Source organism: Mycolicibacterium septicum DSM 44393 (assembly GCF_000455325.1).
Lineage (GTDB): Bacteria > Actinomycetota > Actinomycetes > Mycobacteriales > Mycobacteriaceae > Mycobacterium > Mycobacterium septicum.
The window spans coordinates 832,511-851,138 of record NZ_HG322953.1; the positions used below are offsets into that span (position 1 = coordinate 832,511).

The 18,628-nt window shown below is 67.4% G+C and carries 15 protein-coding genes; 8 read left to right on the plus strand and 7 right to left on the minus strand.

Going from position 1 to position 18,628, the window contains the following annotated elements:
• Positions 1–19: 19 nt before the first annotated feature.
• Complete coding sequence (locus tag TX88_RS30795; RefSeq protein ID WP_044523909.1) at positions 20–1,015, plus strand: nitrilase-related carbon-nitrogen hydrolase; 996 nt, start codon at positions 20–22, stop codon at positions 1,013–1,015.
• Positions 1,012–2,043, plus strand: coding sequence for an agmatine deiminase family protein (locus tag TX88_RS30800; protein ID WP_044523911.1), 1,032 nt, complete (start codon positions 1,012–1,014; stop codon positions 2,041–2,043). Before TX88_RS30795 ends, TX88_RS30800 begins: the two co-directional genes overlap by 4 nt.
• A gap of 26 nt (positions 2,044–2,069) precedes the next feature.
• Here the strand turns inward: TX88_RS30800 and TX88_RS30805 are convergent, their stop codons facing one another.
• Complete coding sequence (locus TX88_RS30805; protein ID WP_244438710.1) at positions 2,070–4,688, minus strand: NAD-glutamate dehydrogenase domain-containing protein; 2,619 nt, start codon at positions 4,686–4,688, stop codon at positions 2,070–2,072.
• A 263-nt stretch (positions 4,689–4,951) separates the two neighbouring features.
• Here TX88_RS30805 and TX88_RS30810 point away from each other — a divergent pair, with 263 nt between their 5' ends.
• Positions 4,952–6,142: a serine hydrolase domain-containing protein gene (locus TX88_RS30810; protein WP_044523913.1), complete on the plus strand. Its 1,191-nt coding sequence runs from the start codon at positions 4,952–4,954 to the stop codon at positions 6,140–6,142.
• 48 nt (positions 6,143–6,190) lie between these two features.
• On the opposite strand, the gene TX88_RS30815 is transcribed toward TX88_RS30810, so the two are convergent.
• The 4 genes from TX88_RS30815 to TX88_RS30830 all read right to left on the minus strand — a co-directional run bounded on the left by TX88_RS30815 (position 6,191) and on the right by TX88_RS30830 (position 11,476).
• Positions 6,191–7,045: a type IV toxin-antitoxin system AbiEi family antitoxin domain-containing protein gene (locus TX88_RS30815; RefSeq protein ID WP_044523915.1), complete on the minus strand. Its 855-nt coding sequence runs from the start codon at positions 7,043–7,045 to the stop codon at positions 6,191–6,193.
• 101 nt (positions 7,046–7,146) lie between these two features.
• Positions 7,147–8,688, minus strand: a complete 1,542-nt coding sequence (locus TX88_RS30820) for an APC family permease (RefSeq protein WP_044523918.1) — start codon at positions 8,686–8,688, stop codon at positions 7,147–7,149.
• Complete coding sequence (locus TX88_RS30825) at positions 8,681–9,532, minus strand: universal stress protein (RefSeq protein ID WP_044523921.1); 852 nt, start codon at positions 9,530–9,532, stop codon at positions 8,681–8,683. Before TX88_RS30825 ends, TX88_RS30820 begins: the two co-directional genes overlap by 8 nt.
• Before the next feature lie 3 nt (positions 9,533–9,535).
• Positions 9,536–11,476 (minus strand): primary-amine oxidase, encoded by a 1,941-nt coding sequence (locus TX88_RS30830; RefSeq protein ID WP_044523924.1) that lies wholly within the window; start codon positions 11,474–11,476, stop codon positions 9,536–9,538.
• Positions 11,477–11,693: 217 nt separating this feature from the next.
• On the opposite strand from TX88_RS30830, the gene TX88_RS30835 reads away from it, so the two are divergent.
• Positions 11,694–13,208 (plus strand): PucR family transcriptional regulator, encoded by a 1,515-nt coding sequence (locus tag TX88_RS30835; RefSeq protein WP_084622323.1) that lies wholly within the window; start codon positions 11,694–11,696, stop codon positions 13,206–13,208.
• Between the two features lie 35 nt (positions 13,209–13,243).
• On the opposite strand, the gene TX88_RS30840 is transcribed toward TX88_RS30835, so the two are convergent.
• Positions 13,244–13,696 (minus strand): hypothetical protein, encoded by a 453-nt coding sequence (locus TX88_RS30840; protein ID WP_044523925.1) that lies wholly within the window; start codon positions 13,694–13,696, stop codon positions 13,244–13,246.
• Between the two features lie 81 nt (positions 13,697–13,777).
• Between TX88_RS30840 and TX88_RS30845 the strand changes: the two genes are divergently transcribed.
• Positions 13,778–14,467 (plus strand): TetR/AcrR family transcriptional regulator, encoded by a 690-nt coding sequence (locus TX88_RS30845; RefSeq protein ID WP_162563239.1) that lies wholly within the window; start codon positions 13,778–13,780, stop codon positions 14,465–14,467.
• A 115-nt stretch (positions 14,468–14,582) separates the two neighbouring features.
• Positions 14,583–15,941: a Pup--protein ligase gene (pafA, locus tag TX88_RS30850; RefSeq protein ID WP_110918239.1), complete on the plus strand. Its 1,359-nt coding sequence runs from the start codon at positions 14,583–14,585 to the stop codon at positions 15,939–15,941.
• 11 nt (positions 15,942–15,952) lie between these two features.
• On the opposite strand, the gene TX88_RS30855 is transcribed toward pafA, so the two are convergent.
• Positions 15,953–16,501 (minus strand): hypothetical protein, encoded by a 549-nt coding sequence (locus TX88_RS30855; RefSeq protein ID WP_049925544.1) that lies wholly within the window; start codon positions 16,499–16,501, stop codon positions 15,953–15,955.
• Between the two features lie 123 nt (positions 16,502–16,624).
• Here TX88_RS30855 and TX88_RS30860 point away from each other — a divergent pair, with 123 nt between their 5' ends.
• Together TX88_RS30860 and TX88_RS30865 are read left to right on the plus strand one after the other, a co-directional pair.
• A complete protein-coding gene (locus tag TX88_RS30860; RefSeq protein WP_044523930.1) occupies positions 16,625–17,614 on the plus strand; it encodes a helix-turn-helix transcriptional regulator in 990 nt (329 codons plus the stop codon).
• Positions 17,611–18,618: a helix-turn-helix transcriptional regulator gene (locus TX88_RS30865; RefSeq protein ID WP_044523932.1), complete on the plus strand. Its 1,008-nt coding sequence runs from the start codon at positions 17,611–17,613 to the stop codon at positions 18,616–18,618. The genes TX88_RS30860 and TX88_RS30865 overlap by 4 nt, the downstream gene beginning before the upstream one ends.
• Positions 18,619–18,628: the final 10 nt, after the last annotated feature.

Consider the following 18,628-nt stretch of genomic DNA (forward strand, 5'->3'; position numbering starts at 1 on the left):
TCGTTTTAGGAGCCGATCGATGATCACCCTGACCGCCACCGCGCCCGAGTCGCTGTCCCGAAGCGCCGAGTCGACGCGTCCTCCGCTACGGGTCGGGCTGGTGCAGCATCGGTGGCGGCCCGATGCTGCAGAGCTGGTCAGGGTGCTGCGGGACGGTATCGACCGGGCGGCCGGCGCCGGTGCCGCGCTGGTCTGCCTGCCGGAGATCACGCTGCTGCGCTACCCCGCGGACACCCCGGCCGGACCGAATCCAGGCGAGTCGGCCGAGGATCTCACCGGGGGCCCGACCTTTGCCCTTGCCGCCGAGGCCGCCCGGGCGAACGGCGTCTTCGTGCACGCGTCGCTGTACGAAAAAGCCCCGGCCGAAGACGGATTGGGCTTCAACACGGCGATCCTGGTGACCCCGTCGGGGGAGTTGGCCGGTTACACCCGCAAGCTGCACATCCCGATCTCGGCCGGCTACTACGAGGACACCTATTTCCGTCCGGGTCCCGGGCCCGCAACCGGCCAGGCCGACCCGTATCCCGTGTACAACCCGGAGGGCCTGGGTGCCCGCGTCGGCCTGCCGACCTGCTGGGACGAATGGTTCCCCGAAGTGGCGCGAAGCTACTCACTCGGCGGTGCCGAGATCGTGGTCTACCCGACGGCCATCGGTTCGGAGCCGGTGTTCCCGGCCTTCGACACCCAACCGTTGTGGCAGCACGTGATCGTCGCCAACGGCATCAGCAGCGGGCTGTTCATGGTGGTGCCCAACCGGACCGGTGACGAGGGCAAGGTCAGCTTCTACGGTTCGTCGTTCATCTCCGATCCGTTCGGCCGGGTGCTGGTGCAGGCACCTCGCGACGAAGAAGCCGTGCTGGTCGCCGACCTGGATCTGGATCAGCGCCGGGACTGGCTGGAGCTGTTCCCATTTCTGCTCACCCGTCGGCCCGACACCTACACCGCGCTGACCGCGCCGGTCGATGCGGAGCAGCCGTACGGGGTCGGCCACGAAGCCACGGCAGTGGTGAAATGACCACTTACCGGATGCCGGCCGAGAGTGCGCCGCAGGATCGTGTCTGGATGGCGTTCCCGTCGGCCGGCTACTCGCTGGGCGACACCGAAGCCGAACACCACGAAGCCCGCAGCACCTGGGCGGCGGTCGCGCACGCGGTGCTGGAGTTCGAACCGGTGACGATGGTGGTGGACCCCGCCGAAATGTCCGCGGCCCGACAGTATCTATCCGGTGCTGTCGAGATCGTCGAGGCTCCGTTGAACGACGCCTGGATGCGCGATATCGGCCCCACCTTCGTACACGCCGGAGACGGTTCGGTGGCGGCGGTGGACTGGGTGTTCAACGGCTGGGGTGCCCAGGATTGGGCACAGTGGGATGACGACTCGAAAATCGGTGCAGCTGTTGCCGATTGGTCCGGCGTGCCGGTGGTCGACTCGAACCTGGTGAACGAAGGCGGTGGGATCCAGGTCGACGGGCTGGGAACCGTCCTGGTCACCGAGACCGTGCAATTGGATCCCGGCCGCAACCCCGGCGCCACCAAGGCCGACGTCGAAGCCGAACTGGCCCGGACCATCGGTGCCGATCACACGGTCTGGTTGCCACGCGGGCTGACCCGTGACTCGCAGCGCTTCGGCACCCGCGGGCACGTCGACATCGTGGCGGCGATTCCCTCGCCCGGCCGGCTGCTCCTGCATGCGCAGGGCGCCGATTCTCATCCGGATCATCTGGTGTGCAAGGAGATCCGGGCATCGATCGAGCAGACCCACGATGTCTCCGGACGGTCGTGGGAGATCGTCGAGTTACCCGCGCCCGACCAGTTGACCGACGCCGAAGGCTTCGTCGATTACAGCTACATCAATCACCTGGTGGTCAACGGCGGCGTGATCGCCTGCGCGTTCGGCGATCCCAGGGATGCGGACGCGGCGGCGATCCTGGCCGAGCAGTACCCGGGCCGCCGTGTCCTCAGCGTCGACGCCCGCCCGCTGTTCGAGCGTGGCGGCGGCATTCACTGCATCACCCAGCAGCAGCCTTCGGCCCGCCGGCCGTGATCAATTTGCCGGCCCGCCGGCGGTGATCAGATTGCCGGCCCGCCGGCGGTGATCAGCCGGCGGATCGCCTCGCTCACCTGGGCGCGGTTGCCGGCCCCGTTGCGCAGCACCCACGACGTCAGGTGCTCGACCAGCTCGCGCACCTGCAGCAGCGCCTGGATGCGCTGACCTTCATCGCTGTTGCCGGCCAGCTCGGCCGCCCACAGTGCGTCCAGGTCGAGGATGTCGCGCACCATGGCGTAGGCCAGCGCCACCTCGGATGTGGTCACGGCCAACCGCTCCTGCATGCGGTAGATGGTGCCGGGGCCGACCCGGTTGATCAGCTCGCCGGCCACCGAGGTCGCCACGATCTCACGCCGCAACGGGTGGCGGCCGATCTCGGCCTGGGCATGCTCGGCGATCGCGGCAGGGAAGTAGTCCCCGAGGCGGTGCGCGAACGTCTCCTGGTCCGGAATCTCGGAGGCGAGCAGCTCCTGAGCCACGAGGTTCTTCGATTGGGCCAGCAACACCGCGATCTCGGGTCGCGTGAGTCCCAGCCCCATGGTGCGCCGGCGCACCAGTTCCGGACCGGTCGGCAGCCCCTCTACCTGGGGGTCGACACCCGCTTGGTCCTGAAGGTTGCCGATCAGCCGGATGTGCCGGTCCAGCAGCGAATCGGCTTCGGCGGCGGCCATGCTGATCGCCAGGATCGCCTCGGCGTTGTCGGCCAGCACCCGCGCGGCGACATCGTCGGTGGCCTCGGCGAGCAGCGTATTGCGCTGTGCGGTACCGATGTTTCCCGAATCCAGGGCGATCTTGATGTTGACCTCGAGGTCCGAGGTCGCCACACCGGCCGCGTTGTCGATGAAGTCGGCGTTGATCCGGCCGCCGTTCAGGGCGAACCCGATACGTGCCTGCTGGGTCAGCCCGAGGTTGCCGCCTTCGCCGATCACCTTGCAACGCAGCTGCGATGCCGTCACCCGGACCCGGTCGTTGGCCTTGTCCTGGGCATCGGCGTCGGTCTCCCCGTCGGACCTGACGTAGGTGCCGACGCCGCCGTTCCACAACAGGTCGACGGGCGCGCGCAGCACCGCCGAGATCAATTGGTCCGGGGTGCACGCGGCCGCCTCGATGCCCAGCGCGGTCCGTGCCTCCGGTGAGAGCGGTATCGACTTGGCCGTGCGCGGCCACACCCCGCCGCCGGCCGAGATCAGCGTGGAGTCGTAGTCCTGCCAGCTCGACGCCGGCAGATCGAACAGCCGTGCGCGCTCGCCGAAGGATGCCCGTGGGTCCGGGTCGGGGTCGACGAAGATGTGCCGGTGGTCGAATGCGGCGACCAGTTTGATGTTGTGGGACAGCAGCATTCCGTTGCCGAACACATCGCCGGACATGTCGCCGATACCGGCCACGGTGAACGGCTCGACGTCGATGTCGTGGCCGGCTTCGGAGAGATGGCGCCGCACCGAGAGCCACGCTCCGCGTGCCGTGATGCCCATGGCCTTGTGGTCGTAGCCGGCCGAGCCACCGGAGGCGAAAGCATCGCCGAGCCAGAAGCCGTACTCGGCGGCAACGGAATTGGCCAGGTCGGAGAACTTCGCGGTGCCCTTGTCGGCGGCCACGACCAGGTAGGCGTCGTCTCCGTCGGGGCACACCGTCCGGTCCGGATGCCGGACCTCGCCATCGACGATGTTGTCGGTGATGTCGAGCAGCCCGCGGATGAACGTGCGGTAGCCGTCGGCGGGGGCGACGTCGGTGTTGCGCAGTACGAACGCTCCCTTGGCGCCGGTGGGCACGATGGGCGCGTTCTTCACGGCCTGTGTCTTCATCAGGCCGAGCACCTCGGTGCGGAAGTCCTCGGCGCGATTCGACCAGCGCAGACCGCCTCGGGCGATGGCCCCGCTGCGCAGGTGGATGCCCTCCATGACGTCGGAATAGACGTAGATCTCACGGTGCGGCACCACCGGACCGACGCCGGCCAGTTGGGCCGAGTCGATCTTGAACGACAGGTAGTCCTTGGCCTGCCCGTCCGGACCGAGCTGGAACCAGTTGGTACGCAAGGTCGCCCGCACGAAGCTGTGCAGGGCACACCGAATGCGCTCGTCGTCGAGCGACGTGGCGGCATCCACCAGGGCCGCCACGTCATGATCGGCCCGGTCGGCGTCCGTATGGTCCGGGCCGTCGGGGTTGAAGCGGGCATCGAAGAGCGCCAGCAGCGCGTGGACGAAATCCGGTGCGGCGAGCAGCGAATCGATGATGTAGTCGGTCGAGAAACCCAACCCGGTCTGCCGGATGAACCGGGTGATCGCGCGGATCAGGACCACCCGGCGCCAATCGATTCCGGCCGACGCGATGAGCGCGGCGTATCGGTCGACCTGCCAGCGCCCCGCGATCGCGGCCTCGTAGGCCCGCGCGATCAGATCGAGGGTGGCCGCCGGCAGGTTCAGGCCGCAGAATTCGTAGCAGTGTCCGGCGTCGGTGACCTCATAGGAGGCGACGCGCAGTCCGAAGTGTTCGAACGTGGCGCAGACCTCGGCGAGCAGCGGCGGGCTTGCCGGCCACTGCACCTCGGCGCGGGTGCCGGCTTCATCGGCGGCAAAAGACACTCGGGCAGAAGGGTTTTCCACAGCCAGAGTCTCGGCCATGCCGGGCCGGACAACCATCGACATTCTGGCGATCCTAGGTGGGGCAACGGCGCCACTTTGTCGAATGCCTAGGTGGGTGAGCTGACCCCACACTTGGTTCGCCGATACCGCAACGACAAAGGGTGAACCCGTGACCGAATCGAGCCGCCGCACCGCAGCGCGCAGCTGGCCCAGTACTCCGGTGTCCCGCTTGCCGACCCCGCCCGCGCGATCGAGGTTCCTGGCTGGAAAACCCTATGATGAGGCGGTGGCGACGCGAGCGCCAGAGATCGGCGATGGGAGCAGCGATGCTGGGTAGCGACCCGGGGCGGGCACCGTCCGGGGTGTCGCTGGCCAATTGGCAGTCGGCCCCGCAGCTGCACTGGGCGTTTCAGCACATCGCCGAATTCCTGCCCACCGCAACCATTTCGCGGGGCGCCGGACCGGTGGCCGCGATGGGGCCGGCTGCCGTCGACCACAACGACATCGCCGGCATTGCGGTCGGCCTGCCCGATGGCACGCCCTCGACCGTGGGTGCCGTCATGGGCGCCACCGCCACCGACGGATGGCTGGTCACGCACCGGGGCCGGGTGCTCGCCGAACAGTATTGCGGAGGCATGCGCCCGGACACCCCTCATCTGCTGATGTCGGTGAGCAAGACGCTGATCGGCTCGGTCGCCGGTGTGCTGCGCGGCAGCGGTGCCCTCGATGTCGATGCGCTGGCATCGGATTACGTTCCGGCCCTGGTGAATTCCGGCTACAACGGGGCGACGGTCCGGCACCTGTTGGACATGCGGTCCGGTATCGCCTTCTCCGAGGAGTATCTGGACTCGTCCGCCGAGGTGCGGCTGCTCGAGCAGGCCATCGACTGGGCGCCCCGTTCCCATCCGGGCATTCCGCCGACCATGTACGACTTCCTGCTCACCCTGCGGCAGAAGTCGTTGCACGGCGGGCCGTTCGAGTACCGGTCCTGTGAGACCGACGTGCTCGGCTGGGTGTGCGAGGCGGCCGCCGGGGCACGGATGCCCGAGCTGATGTCGCAATTGGTGTGGGGCCGCATCGGCGCCGCCCACGACGCCAACATCGGGATCGACTCGATGGGAACCGGCATGTTCGACGGCGGCATCAGTGCCTGCCTGTCCGATCTGGTGCGCTTCGGCTCCCTGTACCTCAACGACGGGGTGTCGCTGCTGGGGGAGCAGGTGCTGCCCGCGGCCTGGGTCGCCGACACCCTCGCCGGCGGAGTGGATTCGCGCGACGCGTTCACTCACAGCCCCGGCGACAACCGGATGCCCGGCGGCATGTACCGCAACCAGATCTGGCTGCCGTACCCGGGCAACGACGTGCTGCTGTGCCTGGGCATCCACGGCCAGATGATCTACGTCAACCGGCGTGCCGGCGTGGTGGCCGCCAAGTTGTCCAGCTGGCCGCTGCCGCAGCACGCGCACATGTTGTTCTCCACGTTGCGGGCGTTCGACGCGGTCGCTGCGACGCTCTAGCGATTTGTGCACGATTTTCCGCGGCTGCCGCGGAAAATCGTGCACAAATCACCCCAAGGCATTGCGTATCTCGGCGAGGACGCGATCGGGATATTCAGTCAGATCGAGCCAGGTGAACCGCAGGATCTGATACCCGAGCAGCGAGATGATGTTCTGCCGGTTCCGGTCGTTCGCGAAGTCGTCAGCGCTGCTGTGAAACGCCCAGCCGTCGACTTCGATGGCCAGCCTTGCCGCCGGAAAGACGACGTCGATCTTGTATCCCGCGACCGGATGGTTGGCCTTCCATCCGGTGATCTTGTTGTGACGCAATAGTTTCAGCAGCAGGCGCTCGGCTTCGGAACGGGCGCCATCAGCCGCGGACAGCAGCAGGATCCGGGCCGCGGGCGATCCGTGCCTGCCCTTGTTGCGCAGGTGAGCGCCCCACAGTTGTTTCAGCTCGACGTGCCGTTGCAATGCCGCATCCATCAGCTTGGCGCCACCCCCGCGGCGGGTCGCGGCTTCGATGACCGAAAGTGGGAGTGCGGTAACCCGGAGTCCATTGTGTTCGACGATGTCGGAGCCGGGCAGATCGCGGCGTCTGACCCGGATCCCGTCACGCTTGCGGTGATTGCTCACCCTGGGCACGGTGACCTCGACACTTTTCGGCGGGTAGCGCGTGACGCCGTGCCACCATGCGGCGGCCAGTCCGCTGGCGGTGGCAGATGGCCCGTACGACCACACCGCGCTGCGCACCCGTGCTGAATCGGTGAATGGACGATCGTCGACGAAGAACACCCCGGGTGCGCAACGCAGCCAATGGCCCGAACGAACGCGACGGCTGATGGCGTCGTCGCTGAGCCCGACGGACAGGGCTTGTGCCCGGGTGATCACGCCATCGTGATTGCGAAGGTGGTCATCGAGCACACTGAATCGGACGTCTGCGCCGCCGCTTCGGTTCCACCGACTGTGATTTGTGCACGATTTTCCGCGGCAGGCGCGGAAAATCGTGCACAAATCACCCGGACTCAGGGGATCGGCGGCGTGTCCATGGTCAGGGTTTCGCCCCGGAAGAATGCCGGCTGGATGAAACGCAGGCCGAGCATCACGACGGCGCCGAACAGCAGGATGCCGAAGCCGAGATAGAACACCAGCCCGATGCCGCCGATCGACGCACCGCTGCCGCTGGCCTCCGGGTCCATGCTCACCAGCACCGACTTGACGAACACCGACAGCAGCATGACACCGCCGACCGCCGGGAACACCAGTTTGTAGATGACGTTCCTCGGGCTGAGGAACAGCTCCTTGCGGAAGAACCAGACGCAGGCGAACGCGGTGATGCCGTAGTACCAGCAGATCATGATGCCAAGGGCGGCAATGGTATCCAGCAGTGTGCGCTCGGAAAGCAGTGTCACGATGGTGTAGAAGCAGGCGGTGACCACACCGGCGACCACGGTGCTGAACACCGGTGACAGCGATCGCGGGTTGACGCTGGCGAACCTCTTGGGGAACGCGCCGTAGGCACCCATCGCCAGCATGGTGCGGGCGGCAGGCAGGACGGTCGTCTGCAGGCTCGCGATCGACGATGCGAACACCGCCAGCAGTAGCAGCGGCCCGCCCCAGTCACCCAGCACCGGATAGGCCAGCGCCCCGAACACGTTCTCCGCGATCTCCGCGTTGCCCAGCCCCAGCCCGGTGGTGCCGACTCCGGCGTACATCATCACCGCCACCGCCACCAGCAGGTAGGTCAGCAGGATGGACATGACACACAACAATCCGGCCCGGCCGGGCACCTTGGTGGGGTCCTTGCTCTCCTCTCCCAACGTCAGGCAGGTGTCCCAGCCCCAGAAGGCGAAGATCGAGCCGATCAACCCGATGACGAAGGCGCTCATCGTGAGTCCGGTGAACGGGTCGAACCATTGGATGTCGAAACTCAGATGCCCCTCGACCTCGCCGGACCGCGCGATGGCGACGACCGCGAACGTCACGAGGACGATCATCTGGAACCCGACCAGCACGTACTGCACCTTCTCGCTGGTGGTGATGCCGCGACAGGAGATGAAGGTGGCGATGGCCAGTAGCAGAACCGTGGAAACGATGTTGACGGTGACATTGTCCGCAGGGAGCATCGCGAGCGTTTCGTTGTGCAGCACCTTGCCCAGGAACTCGTAGCCGAAGAGGACGCCGATCGAGGCCAGATTGGACAGCACGATGATGGTGGCGATCACCATGCCCCACCCGCACATCCAGCCGACGTACGGCCCGAAGGCCTTGGTGGACCAGGTGAACGACGCGCCGCAGTCGGGTGCGCGGGAGTTCAGTTCGCGGTAGGCGTAGGCGGTGAGGAACATCGGGATGAAGCCGGCGATCAGGATGGCGGGCATCTTGAGGCCGACCGCCGCGACGATGAGCCCGATGCTGGCGGTCAGGGTGTAGCCCGGCGCCACCGTCGAGATGCCGAGGATCGCTCCGGTGAAGGTGCCGATCCGTCCCGGTGCAAGGCCTTTGGCGACCAAGCCCTCCTCGCGCTCGGCCCGTTCCAGTTCGGTGCTGGCCAGTTGCTCAGACATGTTCTGCCCCCTCATCTTTGGGTACCACAAACATCGGGACCTGCAGAACACGCAGCATCTTCGCCGCAGTCGACCCGAGGAACAGGCGGCGCGGCTGGGCCAGCCGGCTCGAACCGACCATGATCATGTCGCCGTCTTTCCAGCCCAGCTTGTTGACCGCCTCCTCGACGGTCGGGCCGGTGGCCACCCGTGAACTGACCGGAACATCGTCGGGCAGAAAGTCTTTCGCTTGGTCCAGGGCGCGCTGTGCGTGCTGCTGGGCGGCTTCCAGCCGGCGGGCGTCATCCACGGCGACCAGTGACACCAGGCGAAGGGGCGTCTCGCTGGCCCGGCAGAACCGCAGGGCGGTGTTGAGCAGCAGGTTGGCTCCGGGCCGGGTGCCGATGGCGCAGGTGACCTCGCGAATCCGCTCACTGCGCTGCAATCGGGCGCCGCGCGGTGCGATCACGACCGGTATCGGCGAGGCGTGCACCAGATCGTTGACCACCGAACCGAGGGATAGCGGCCCGGCCAGCCCGCCGCCGGCCCCACCGACCACCAGCATGTCGGCGCCCAGGTTCTCGGCCGCCGCGATCAGGCCCATGGTGCTGGACTCGTCGTAGCTCAGGTGGGTGGTCACCGGCACGTCGTTGCGCACCCCGGCCGCGGCGGCGGCCAGCCAGCCGTCGGCTTCCCGGTGCAAGACGTCCCCGGGAGTAGGGGCGATTGCCGAGCGGTCACTGGGCAGGACCATGCACAGGTCGAGGCCGGCGCCCAGGGTGCGGGCGATCTGTTCCCCGACCGCGACGGCGTCATCACCTCCCGGTGTAGCGATGTAGGCGACGGCGATTCGTGAGGTGCTCATCGGCTAGTCCTCCGCGCATTCGGTGCTGTGACAGGCTTTCGGCGGTGCCGGTGCCACATCCAGAGATGGGTTGCGATCGAAGAATCCGACCGGTTTGAGCCAGAAGCTGACGACGTCAGCCGGCATGATCGGCCAGTCCTCGGGGCGGGTGATGTGGTGGATGCCGAACACGTACCACAGCACCACATCGGTGTTCTCGATCGAGCGATCGGCGGCGGTCCACATCGGCAGGCCGTGGTCCTCACGACTCTGAGTGACGAATTCACCTGCCGGCCATCGCTCTTCCGCCGAGTTGGGGGTGACCCACAGGGTGTGCTCGATGGCCTTGCAGCGGGCCAGCACGGGGGAGTCCGGATCGAACATGGCAGGGAAGGCCCCGCCGGGCACCAGCTTGTAGGCCGGCGCGGTGCCGAGACCGTTGCGGACGTTGTCGTTGACCACCTTCCAGGCCCGCTGGGTCTGGAAGTTCATGTCCTGCTTGCCCTCGGACTCGGTGCGCAGCGGGGTGTTGCGCTGCCGCAAGGACAACCCGTACGGGTTGTCCGGGCCCATCGGCTCGATCTCGGTTTCGGTGGCGTACACCGTGTTCTGCGTGCCATCGACGTCCAGGTCCAACCGGGCCACCAGGAAATGCTGGTGGTACGGGGCGTACGTGCGCTCGTCGACCAGGGTGCCGTGCGGGTGCGCCTGACCTTCTGCGAAGTTGCTGACCACCATGATCCCGGTCGCCCGGACCTCACATTCGATACTGCCGTCCTGATAGAACCGCCAGTAGGTGAGGTATTCGTAGTTGGCCACGGTCACATGGAAGGAGACCGTCAGCCGGCGCATCCGGCGCACCTCGGCGCCGCTGTGATGGTCGACGTGCTTCCACAGGACGGCGTTGTCCTCCTCGTGGATGCAGATGGCGTTCTTGATGGTGTACGGCTCACCCTTGCTGTTGTGCAGCACGGCATCCAGGTAGCGGATCTCACCGAGACAGTCGCAGCCCAACTCCAGCGAGGTGGTCATGAAGCCGATGCCCCACTCGCCGATGTCGAACGCTGTGCGCCGGTAGTGGTCCACGCAGTGATCGCGGTAGGGGACCATCATTTCGGCGAACGACATCCGGTTGGCCACCGAGCGAACCCGGCCGTTGTCGTTGTAGGTGACGGCATGCAGGGTCATGCCTTCGCGGTAGTTGAATCCCACCCGCAGTGACCAGTTCTGCCACTTCAGCAGGTTGCCGTCCAGGGTGAAGGAAACCCCCTCGGGCTGGGTGATGTTCAGCGGTTGCAGCGGCTCTCTGGTGCCGGCCTTGCGGATGCGTTCGGGAATGTGTTGCGGCACATACTCGCCCATCATCTCCGGCCGCTCGACGGTGAACGTGTCCTCGATCTCGAGCAGTTCCATGGTGTTCATGTCGATCACGCAATGGAATCCGTTGACCGGTCCTGCGTACGGGTTGGCGCCCTCGGCGGCCCGGACCCACGTGTCCGACCAGCCCAGTCGCCGGTCCCTGTACTTCTCCGGCATCACCACGTCGCCGTAGGTCCAGGTGTCCATGAACACCAGGTCCATGTCGGTGATGCCCCGTTTGGCCAGTGCGGCGATGACATCCGGGTGCCTGCGCAGCGCCTGGTCGGCCTCTTCCCACTCGTCGACGGTGAAGTTGGGCTGCACGCCGGGGATGTGGTCCCAGGACGACACCGTGCCGGCCGTCAACGACACCAGGCCCTTGTAGGTGCGATTGGTTCCGGTGTCCAGCAGCACCGCCAGCGCCCGCCGCTCCGGGATTGTGCCCGCCGAATCGAATGCGGCCACCTCGGCCTTGGACGGCTCGATCAACTCGATCGAGGTGTACCGCCAGCCCGCCGCGACCCCGCGCGCCGCCCTCAGGACGTCGGCGACCTGGGTGAATTCGGCTGCGGTGAGGGGATCGAGCGGATGGAAGGCGGCGGTCACCGGCGGTCTCCTGTCGGCAGGGGTATGGCGTGCGGCGTCTCGACCGAGGTCTGCAGCGGTCCATCCGGCATCCCGCACCGTCCATCTCTCTCGTGAAAATCATCGGGTTTCTGGCGGGCCAAGTGTGTCGCGGAACACATCGCAGATCATCCGACAATATGGAGATTCTCTGTGCGGTTTTTCGACATTCTGTACATTCCTGTTGGTGGCGGTTCCGGTGCGATGGGTGATCGAGCAGTCGGACCTGCATCTGCGTCTGCTGGCGGGCTCGGCCGGTGTCGGGCGCGAGGTGAACCTGGTGCTGACCACTGAACTGGCCAATCCGGCCGAATGGCTCTCCGGTGGCGAATTGGTGCTGACCACCGGCATCAGCCTGCCTGCCAGTGGTCGCGGGCGGCGGCGCTACCTGCAGTTGCTGGCCGAAAGTGGCGTTGCCGCAGTTGGATTCGGTATCGGTCTGACGTTCGACGCGGTGCCCGGCGAAGTGGTGGAGGCTGCCGAGGAACTCGGGCTGGCGCTGATCGAGGTGCCGCTTCGTACCCCGTTCGCGGCGGTGGTGCAACGGGTCGGCTCCCGCATCGCCGAGCTGGAGTACGACGCGGTGCTACGCGCTTCGCGGGCGCAGCCGCGCATCACCCGGGCGGTGGTGAGCGACGGCCCGCGCGGCGTCGCGGCCGAACTGGGCCGCGCGCTGAAAGCCGCGGTGGTGGTGCTGGATCCGACCGGGACGGTGATCGCATCGCAGCCGGGCAACCTCAGCGTCACCACGGTCAACCTGGTGCGCGACTCGATCGAGCCGGGGGCCGCGTCGGGCGTGCGGGTGCTCGCGGACGGCACCACGGTGGCCCAACAGGACATCCGGGTCGGCGGCCGCTCGCACGGCGTGCTCGCCGTGGTCAGCCCGGGCGCACTGAGTCCGGTCGACCAGGTGCTGTTCGGGCACGCAACATCGTTGCTGGCCTTGGATTTTGAGAAGCCGGCCCGGCTGCAGGAGGTGCAGCGGCTGCTCAACGAACAGGCGCTGGGACTGTTGTTGACCGGAGAGCTCGACCGGGATCCGGTGTATGCGCAGCTGGGCCCGGTCACCGACGCCGCGGGCCGGATTCGCGTACTGGTCGTCGAGTTCGACGACGACGTGAAGTCGGCGACCCACCGACGCCGCGCGAGTGCGGCGGTGGCCAAAGAGCTGGAGGCGGCCGGTCATCCGGTGTTCGTGCACGGTGCCGATCACCGGCTGACGGTGTTGTTGCCGGGCACCGTGACGGTTGACGCCGCCGCGGGTCTGCTGGGTGGGCTGGACCGATCGGTGCGCAAGTCGAGCCGCAGCGGGCTCAGCGGGACGCAGCCGCTGTCCCGGTTGATGCAGGCTGTCGACGACGCCCGACTGGCCGCATCGGTGGCCGAACGGGGTTGTTATCCCTTGGAATTCGCCGCGCTGGCGGGCAGTGCACTGTTGTCGTCCGGACCCAGCCGTGAGGTGCTGGTGGCGCTCGGGGCGGCGGTGCTGACTCCGGTGGCCGACCACGACGCGCAGCATGGAACCGGGCTGATGGCGGCGCTGCGGGCGTTCCTGGAGGCCAACGGCCAGTGGGAGGCCGCTGCGGCGGCCCTCGGCGTGCACCGGCACACGATGCGCAAGCGGATCGAAACGACCGAGGCGCTGTTGGGTTGTGATCTCGGGGTGGCCCGGGTGCGGGCCGAACTGCTGCTGGCGATCTTGGCGCGCGGCTGATCGCGTCGCTGCGGCGGAGTGCTCAGGCGGCCCGCTCAGACGGTGACCGCCCGGTCATCCAGGGTGCTCTCGCGACGCCAGCCGACGTAGGTCAGCCACAAGCCCATCGCTGTCAGTAACAGGAAGAAGACCCGGGCGGCCAGCATCGGGCCGGGGCTGGTGACGGTCGCGTTCGCCCCGGAGTCGATGACCGACGGGATGGCCATCATCGCGAGTCCGCGCAGCGCCACGAACCAGCCGAACAGCGAGATGAGCACCGCCGTCACGCTGTACCAGTACTGGTGGAAGGCGATCACGATCAGACCCATCATCAGCATCGCCGCACCGAGGATCCAGGGCAGGACCGGGTTGTCGAACAGCCCGCCGAGCAGTCCGGTGAGGTCTGGCAGGCGAATCGCGATGATCACCGTCGCGGCCGCGACGAACGGGCCGAGGACGCGTGCGAACGCCCGGGTGCGGCGTCGGGCTTCGGGGGTGGCCTGTGACATCGCTGCTCCAATCAATAAACCGACGGACGGTCTATTTTTAGAGTAGGCTCGGGCCTGAGCAGTCGTCAATGGGAGGTGTCCGTGGCCCGTCGGGTCAAGCCGGATGAGTACGCGGCCCGGCGTCGGGAGATCCTCGATGCCGCTCTGCAGCTCATCCACGACAAGGGCTATGAGCGGATGACCATCGAGGACGTTCTGGCCAAGGTGCAGATGTCCAAAGGCGCGCTCTACCACTACTTCGGCTCGAAACAGGCGTTGCTGGAAGGGATCGTCGACGCGATGACGGAGAGCGCGACACCGCCCCTGGAGGCGGTGGTCGCCGATGACAGCCTCGATGCCATCGCCAAGCTCCATGCCTACTTCGGCGCGTCGGCCGCTTGGAAGGCCGACAATCCGGCCGCTGTGTCGATCCTCATGACCCTGTGGCGGGACGAGAACGCGTTGTTCCGCCAGAAGCTGGCCAAGGAGTCCATGCGCACCTCGGTACCGATGCTCGAAGCCGTCATCCGCCAGGGCTGCGACGAAGGCGTGTTCGACGCCGGGTTCCCGCACGAGGCGGCGATGTTCATCGCGGGCCTGGACGGCGTGCTCGCCGATGCCTTCGCCGTCGCGATCGAACAGGACGGATCCGGCGGGATCGACGCCCGCGGGCCCCGCGCGCAGCGGGTGATCGGCGCCTACCTGCAGGCGATCGAACGCATCCTCGGGTTGCCCGACGGGTCGCTGGCGCCCGTTGCCGAGGTACCTACCGCCGCGGCGCGCGGTACGTAGCCGGGTCGAAATCGATCGGGCTCGCGGCCGTAACGAGCGCGACGTCCAGATTTTGCCGCCCCGTCAGCGCGCGCTTGTCCACCGTTGCGGTGAACCACCCCGTAAGCTCGTTAGCGTGCAGCGACGAATCATGGGCATCGAGACGGAATTCGGTGTGACCTGCACCTTCCATGGCCATCGCCGGCTCAGCCCCGACGAGGTTGCCCGCTATCTGTTCCGGCGGGTGGTGTCGTGGGGCCGCAGTTCCAACGTGTTCCTCCGCAACGGAGCCCGGTTGTACCTCGATGTGGGCAGCCACCCCGAGTACGCAACCGCCGAATGCGACAACCTGACCCAGCTGGTCACCCACGACCGTGCCGGTGAGCGCGTCCTGGAGGACCTGCTGATCGATGCCGAGCAGCGGCTGGCCGACGAGGGCATCGGCGGCGACATCTACCTGTTCAAGAACAACACCGACTCGGCGGGCAACTCCTACGGCTGCCACGAGAACTACCTGATCGTGCGTGCCGGTGAATTCTCCCGGATCTCCGACGTACTGCTGCCGTTCCTGGTCACCCGCCAGCTCATCTGCGGTGCGGGCAAGGTGTTGCAGACGCCGAAGGCCGCCACCTACTGCCTGAGCCAGCGTGCCGAGCACATCTGGGAGGGCGTCTCCAGCGCGACGACCCGGTCGCGTCCGATCATCAACACCCGCGACGAGCCGCATGCCGACGCCGAGAAGTACCGCCGCCTGCACGTCATCGTCGGTGACTCCAACATGTGCGAGTCCACCACGATGCTCAAGGTGGGCAGCGCCTCACTGGTGCTGGAGATGATCGAGGCCGGTGTGCCGTTCCGCGATTTCTCTCTGGACAACCCGATCCGCGCCATCCGCGAGGTCAGCCATGACCTGACCGGGCGGCGTCCGGTCAGGTTGGCGGGCGGGCGGCAGGCCAGCGCCCTGGACATCCAGCGCGAGTACTACGGCCGAGCCGTCGAATACCTGCAGACCCGCGAACCGAGCACCCAGATCGAGCAGGTGGTCGATCTGTGGGGCCGCCAGCTCGACGCGGTCGAGAGCCAGGATTTCGCGAAGGTCGACACCGAGATCGACTGGGTGATCAAGCGCAAGCTGTTCCAGCGCTACCAGGACCGCTACAACATGGAGCTGTCCGATCCGAAGATCAGCCAGCTCGATCTCGCCTACCACGACATCAAGCGCGGTCGCGGCGTTTTCGACCTGTTGCAGCGCAAAGGTCTGGCCTCCCGGATCACCACCGACGAGGAGATCGACGCCGCGGTCAACACCCCGCCGCAGACCACGCGGGCCAAGCTGCGTGGCGAGTTCATCAGCGCCGCACAGGAAGCCGGGCGGGACTTCACCGTCGACTGGGTGCACCTCAAGCTCAACGACCAGGCTCAGCGCACCGTGCTCTGCAAGGATCCGTTCCGGTCGGTCGACGAGCGGGTGAAGCGGCTCATCGCCAGCATGTAGGCGGTCCCGGGTCAGAACAGACGGGTTGCGGTCCGAGTGAAGACGAAGCCGTGCTCCCCCGCGCGGCACGCGAACATCCCTGCCGCCGGGTCGGGGCCGACCCCGCACACCATGCCCGCCGGGAGGTTGATCTTGTGCGCCGGCGGCAGCGGCAGGAACTCGCCGGGTCGCGGTTTCCAGTCGGCTGCCGGCGGATCAGCGGGCTTGATCGTCGCGGGGGTGTTCGGCCCGAACGACGTGTCCCAGTACCCGCCCCGGTCCGCCCGCGGCCCCGAACACCAGAGCCGGTGCAGGTAGTCACGGACGTTGACCGAGCACCGCTGACCGTCGGGCGTGGTGAACGTGTCGCCGCTGAAGTACTGCCGGGTGTTCTCGGTTCCGTAGACGTTCCCGACGACGGGATAGTTCGACAGGTCGGGGAATGCGTCCGGAGCGGCGACGGGCACCCCGCCGGAGATGCGGGTGCATGCGACCGCGCCGAGAAGCGCAGCCGTCGCCGACATGCCGCGAACGAATCTGCGCATGCCGTCCTCCCGGTCATCGAGGGTGCAGGCGATCACGCCGCCGCTCCAGCATCGCATTCGTGACGCATCGGCCGGTGCACCTTTTTCGGGTGCCGACGCCCGCCCCGCCCGGCCGCCGCTGACGGGATCCGCCGTGCGCAGGCCCTAAGCTTTCATCTCGTGGCGGTATCCAAAGTCGAGCGGTTGATGAACCTCGTCATCGCCCTGCTGTCCACCCGGTCGTTCCTGCCTGCCGACAAGATCCGCGCCAGCGTCGCCGGATATGCCGACAGTCCCAGTGACGAAGCGTTCTCCCGGATGTTCGAGCGCGACAAGAACGAATTGCGCGACTTGGGCATCCCGTTGGAGACGGGCCGGGTGTCGAAGTTCGATCCGACCGAGGGCTACCGGATCAATCGGGATTCCTACGCGCTGCCGCCGGTGCAGCTGAGTGCCGACGAGGCCGCGGCGGTGGCGGTGGCCACCCAGCTGTGGGAGTCCCCGGAACTGGTCACCGCGACGCAGGGCGCACTGCTGAAGCTGCGTGCCGCGGGTGTCGACGTCGACGCCGACGGGGCCGGTGTGGCCATCGCGTCGACCGCGACCCTGCCCGGGCTGCGCGGCTCCGAAGAGGTGTTGCGAATCCTGCTCTCGGCGATCGATTCCGGGCATGCCGTGCGATTCCGGCACCGGGCCTCACGCAATGTCGAGTACACCAGCCGGAATGTCGAGCCCTGGGGGGTCGTCACCCATCGTGGCCGGTGGTATCTGGTCGGACATGACCGCGACCGCGACGACACCCGTACCTTCCGGCTGTCGCGCATCGACGCCGACGTGAGCCCCGTCGGGCCGGCCGGTGCGGTGGCCAAGCCCGACGGGGTGAATCTGCGCGAGATCGTGGCCCGCGCGGTGGCCGAGCTGCCCACCGGTGAACAGGCCAGAGTGTGGATCGCCGGGGGACGCGCCACCGCTCTGCGCCGGCAGGCCATCGAGACCGTTCCGCGCACGCTGGGTGGGCGCGCGGGAGAGGAGATCACCGTCGACATCGGAATGTCGGACCGGCTGGCCCGCGAGATCGCGAGCCACGGCGCCGACGCCGTGGCGCTGGAACCCCGGTCGCTGCGCGAGGACGTGGTGAGCCGGTTGCGGGCGCAGGCGGGCACGGCATGAGCAGTCAGGTGTCGACCCGGCTGGTCCGGCTGCTGAACATGGTTCCGTACTTCCAGGCGAACCCGAAGGTCACGCGCGACGAGGCCGCGGCTGCGCTGGGGGTGACCCGCAAACAGCTGGACTCCGATCTCGAGCAGCTCTGGATGTGCGGGCTGCCCGGCTACAGTCCGGGTGACCTGATCGACTTCGACTTCGAAGGGGACACAGTCGAAGTCACGTTCAGCGCTGGTGTCGACCGCCCGTTGCGCCTGACATCCACGGAAGCCACCGGCATCCTGGTGGCGTTGCGGTCGTTGGTCGACGTGCCCGGGATGGTGGACCCCGAGGCCGCGCGCAGCGCCATCGCCAAGATCGAATCGGCGGCGGGCACCCAGCGTGCGTCCCTGGAGGAATCCGGTCTCGAGGAGACGGTGCCTCAGGAAACCGGTGCGGCCGCGGCGGTCCGGGCCGCGGTGCGTGACGCACGCGCGCTGACCCTGGAGTACTACTCGGCGTCGCGCGACTCCCTCACGTCGCGCACCGTCGACCCGATCAGGGTGGTACTGATCGGTGACAACACCTACCTGGAGGCATGGTGCCGTACCGCCGAGGCGGTACGGATGTTCCGGTTCGACCGGATCGTCGCGGCGGAGCTGCTCACCGACCCCTCCGCGCCGCCGTCACCGGCGGTGCAGGCGCGCACAGACACCTCGCTGTTCGATCCCGACACCGCCGACCCGTCGTTGCCGTCGGCCACCCTGCTGATCGACCGCTCCGCGTCGTGGATGTTCGACTACTACCCGCTGCGGGTGGTCAGCGAGTTGCCCGACGGGGCGTGCGAAGCGGTGATGACGTACGCCTCCCAGGAGTGGATGGCGCGCTTCCTTCTCGGATTCGGTTCGGCAGTGCGGGTGTTGGCCCCGGAGGTATTGGCACAGCGGGTGCGGGAGTCGGCCGGAGAGGCACTGCGTGTCTACGACACCGCGGCGCCGCACACCTACGACGCCGGCGACGCACGCGGGTAGACTCATCACG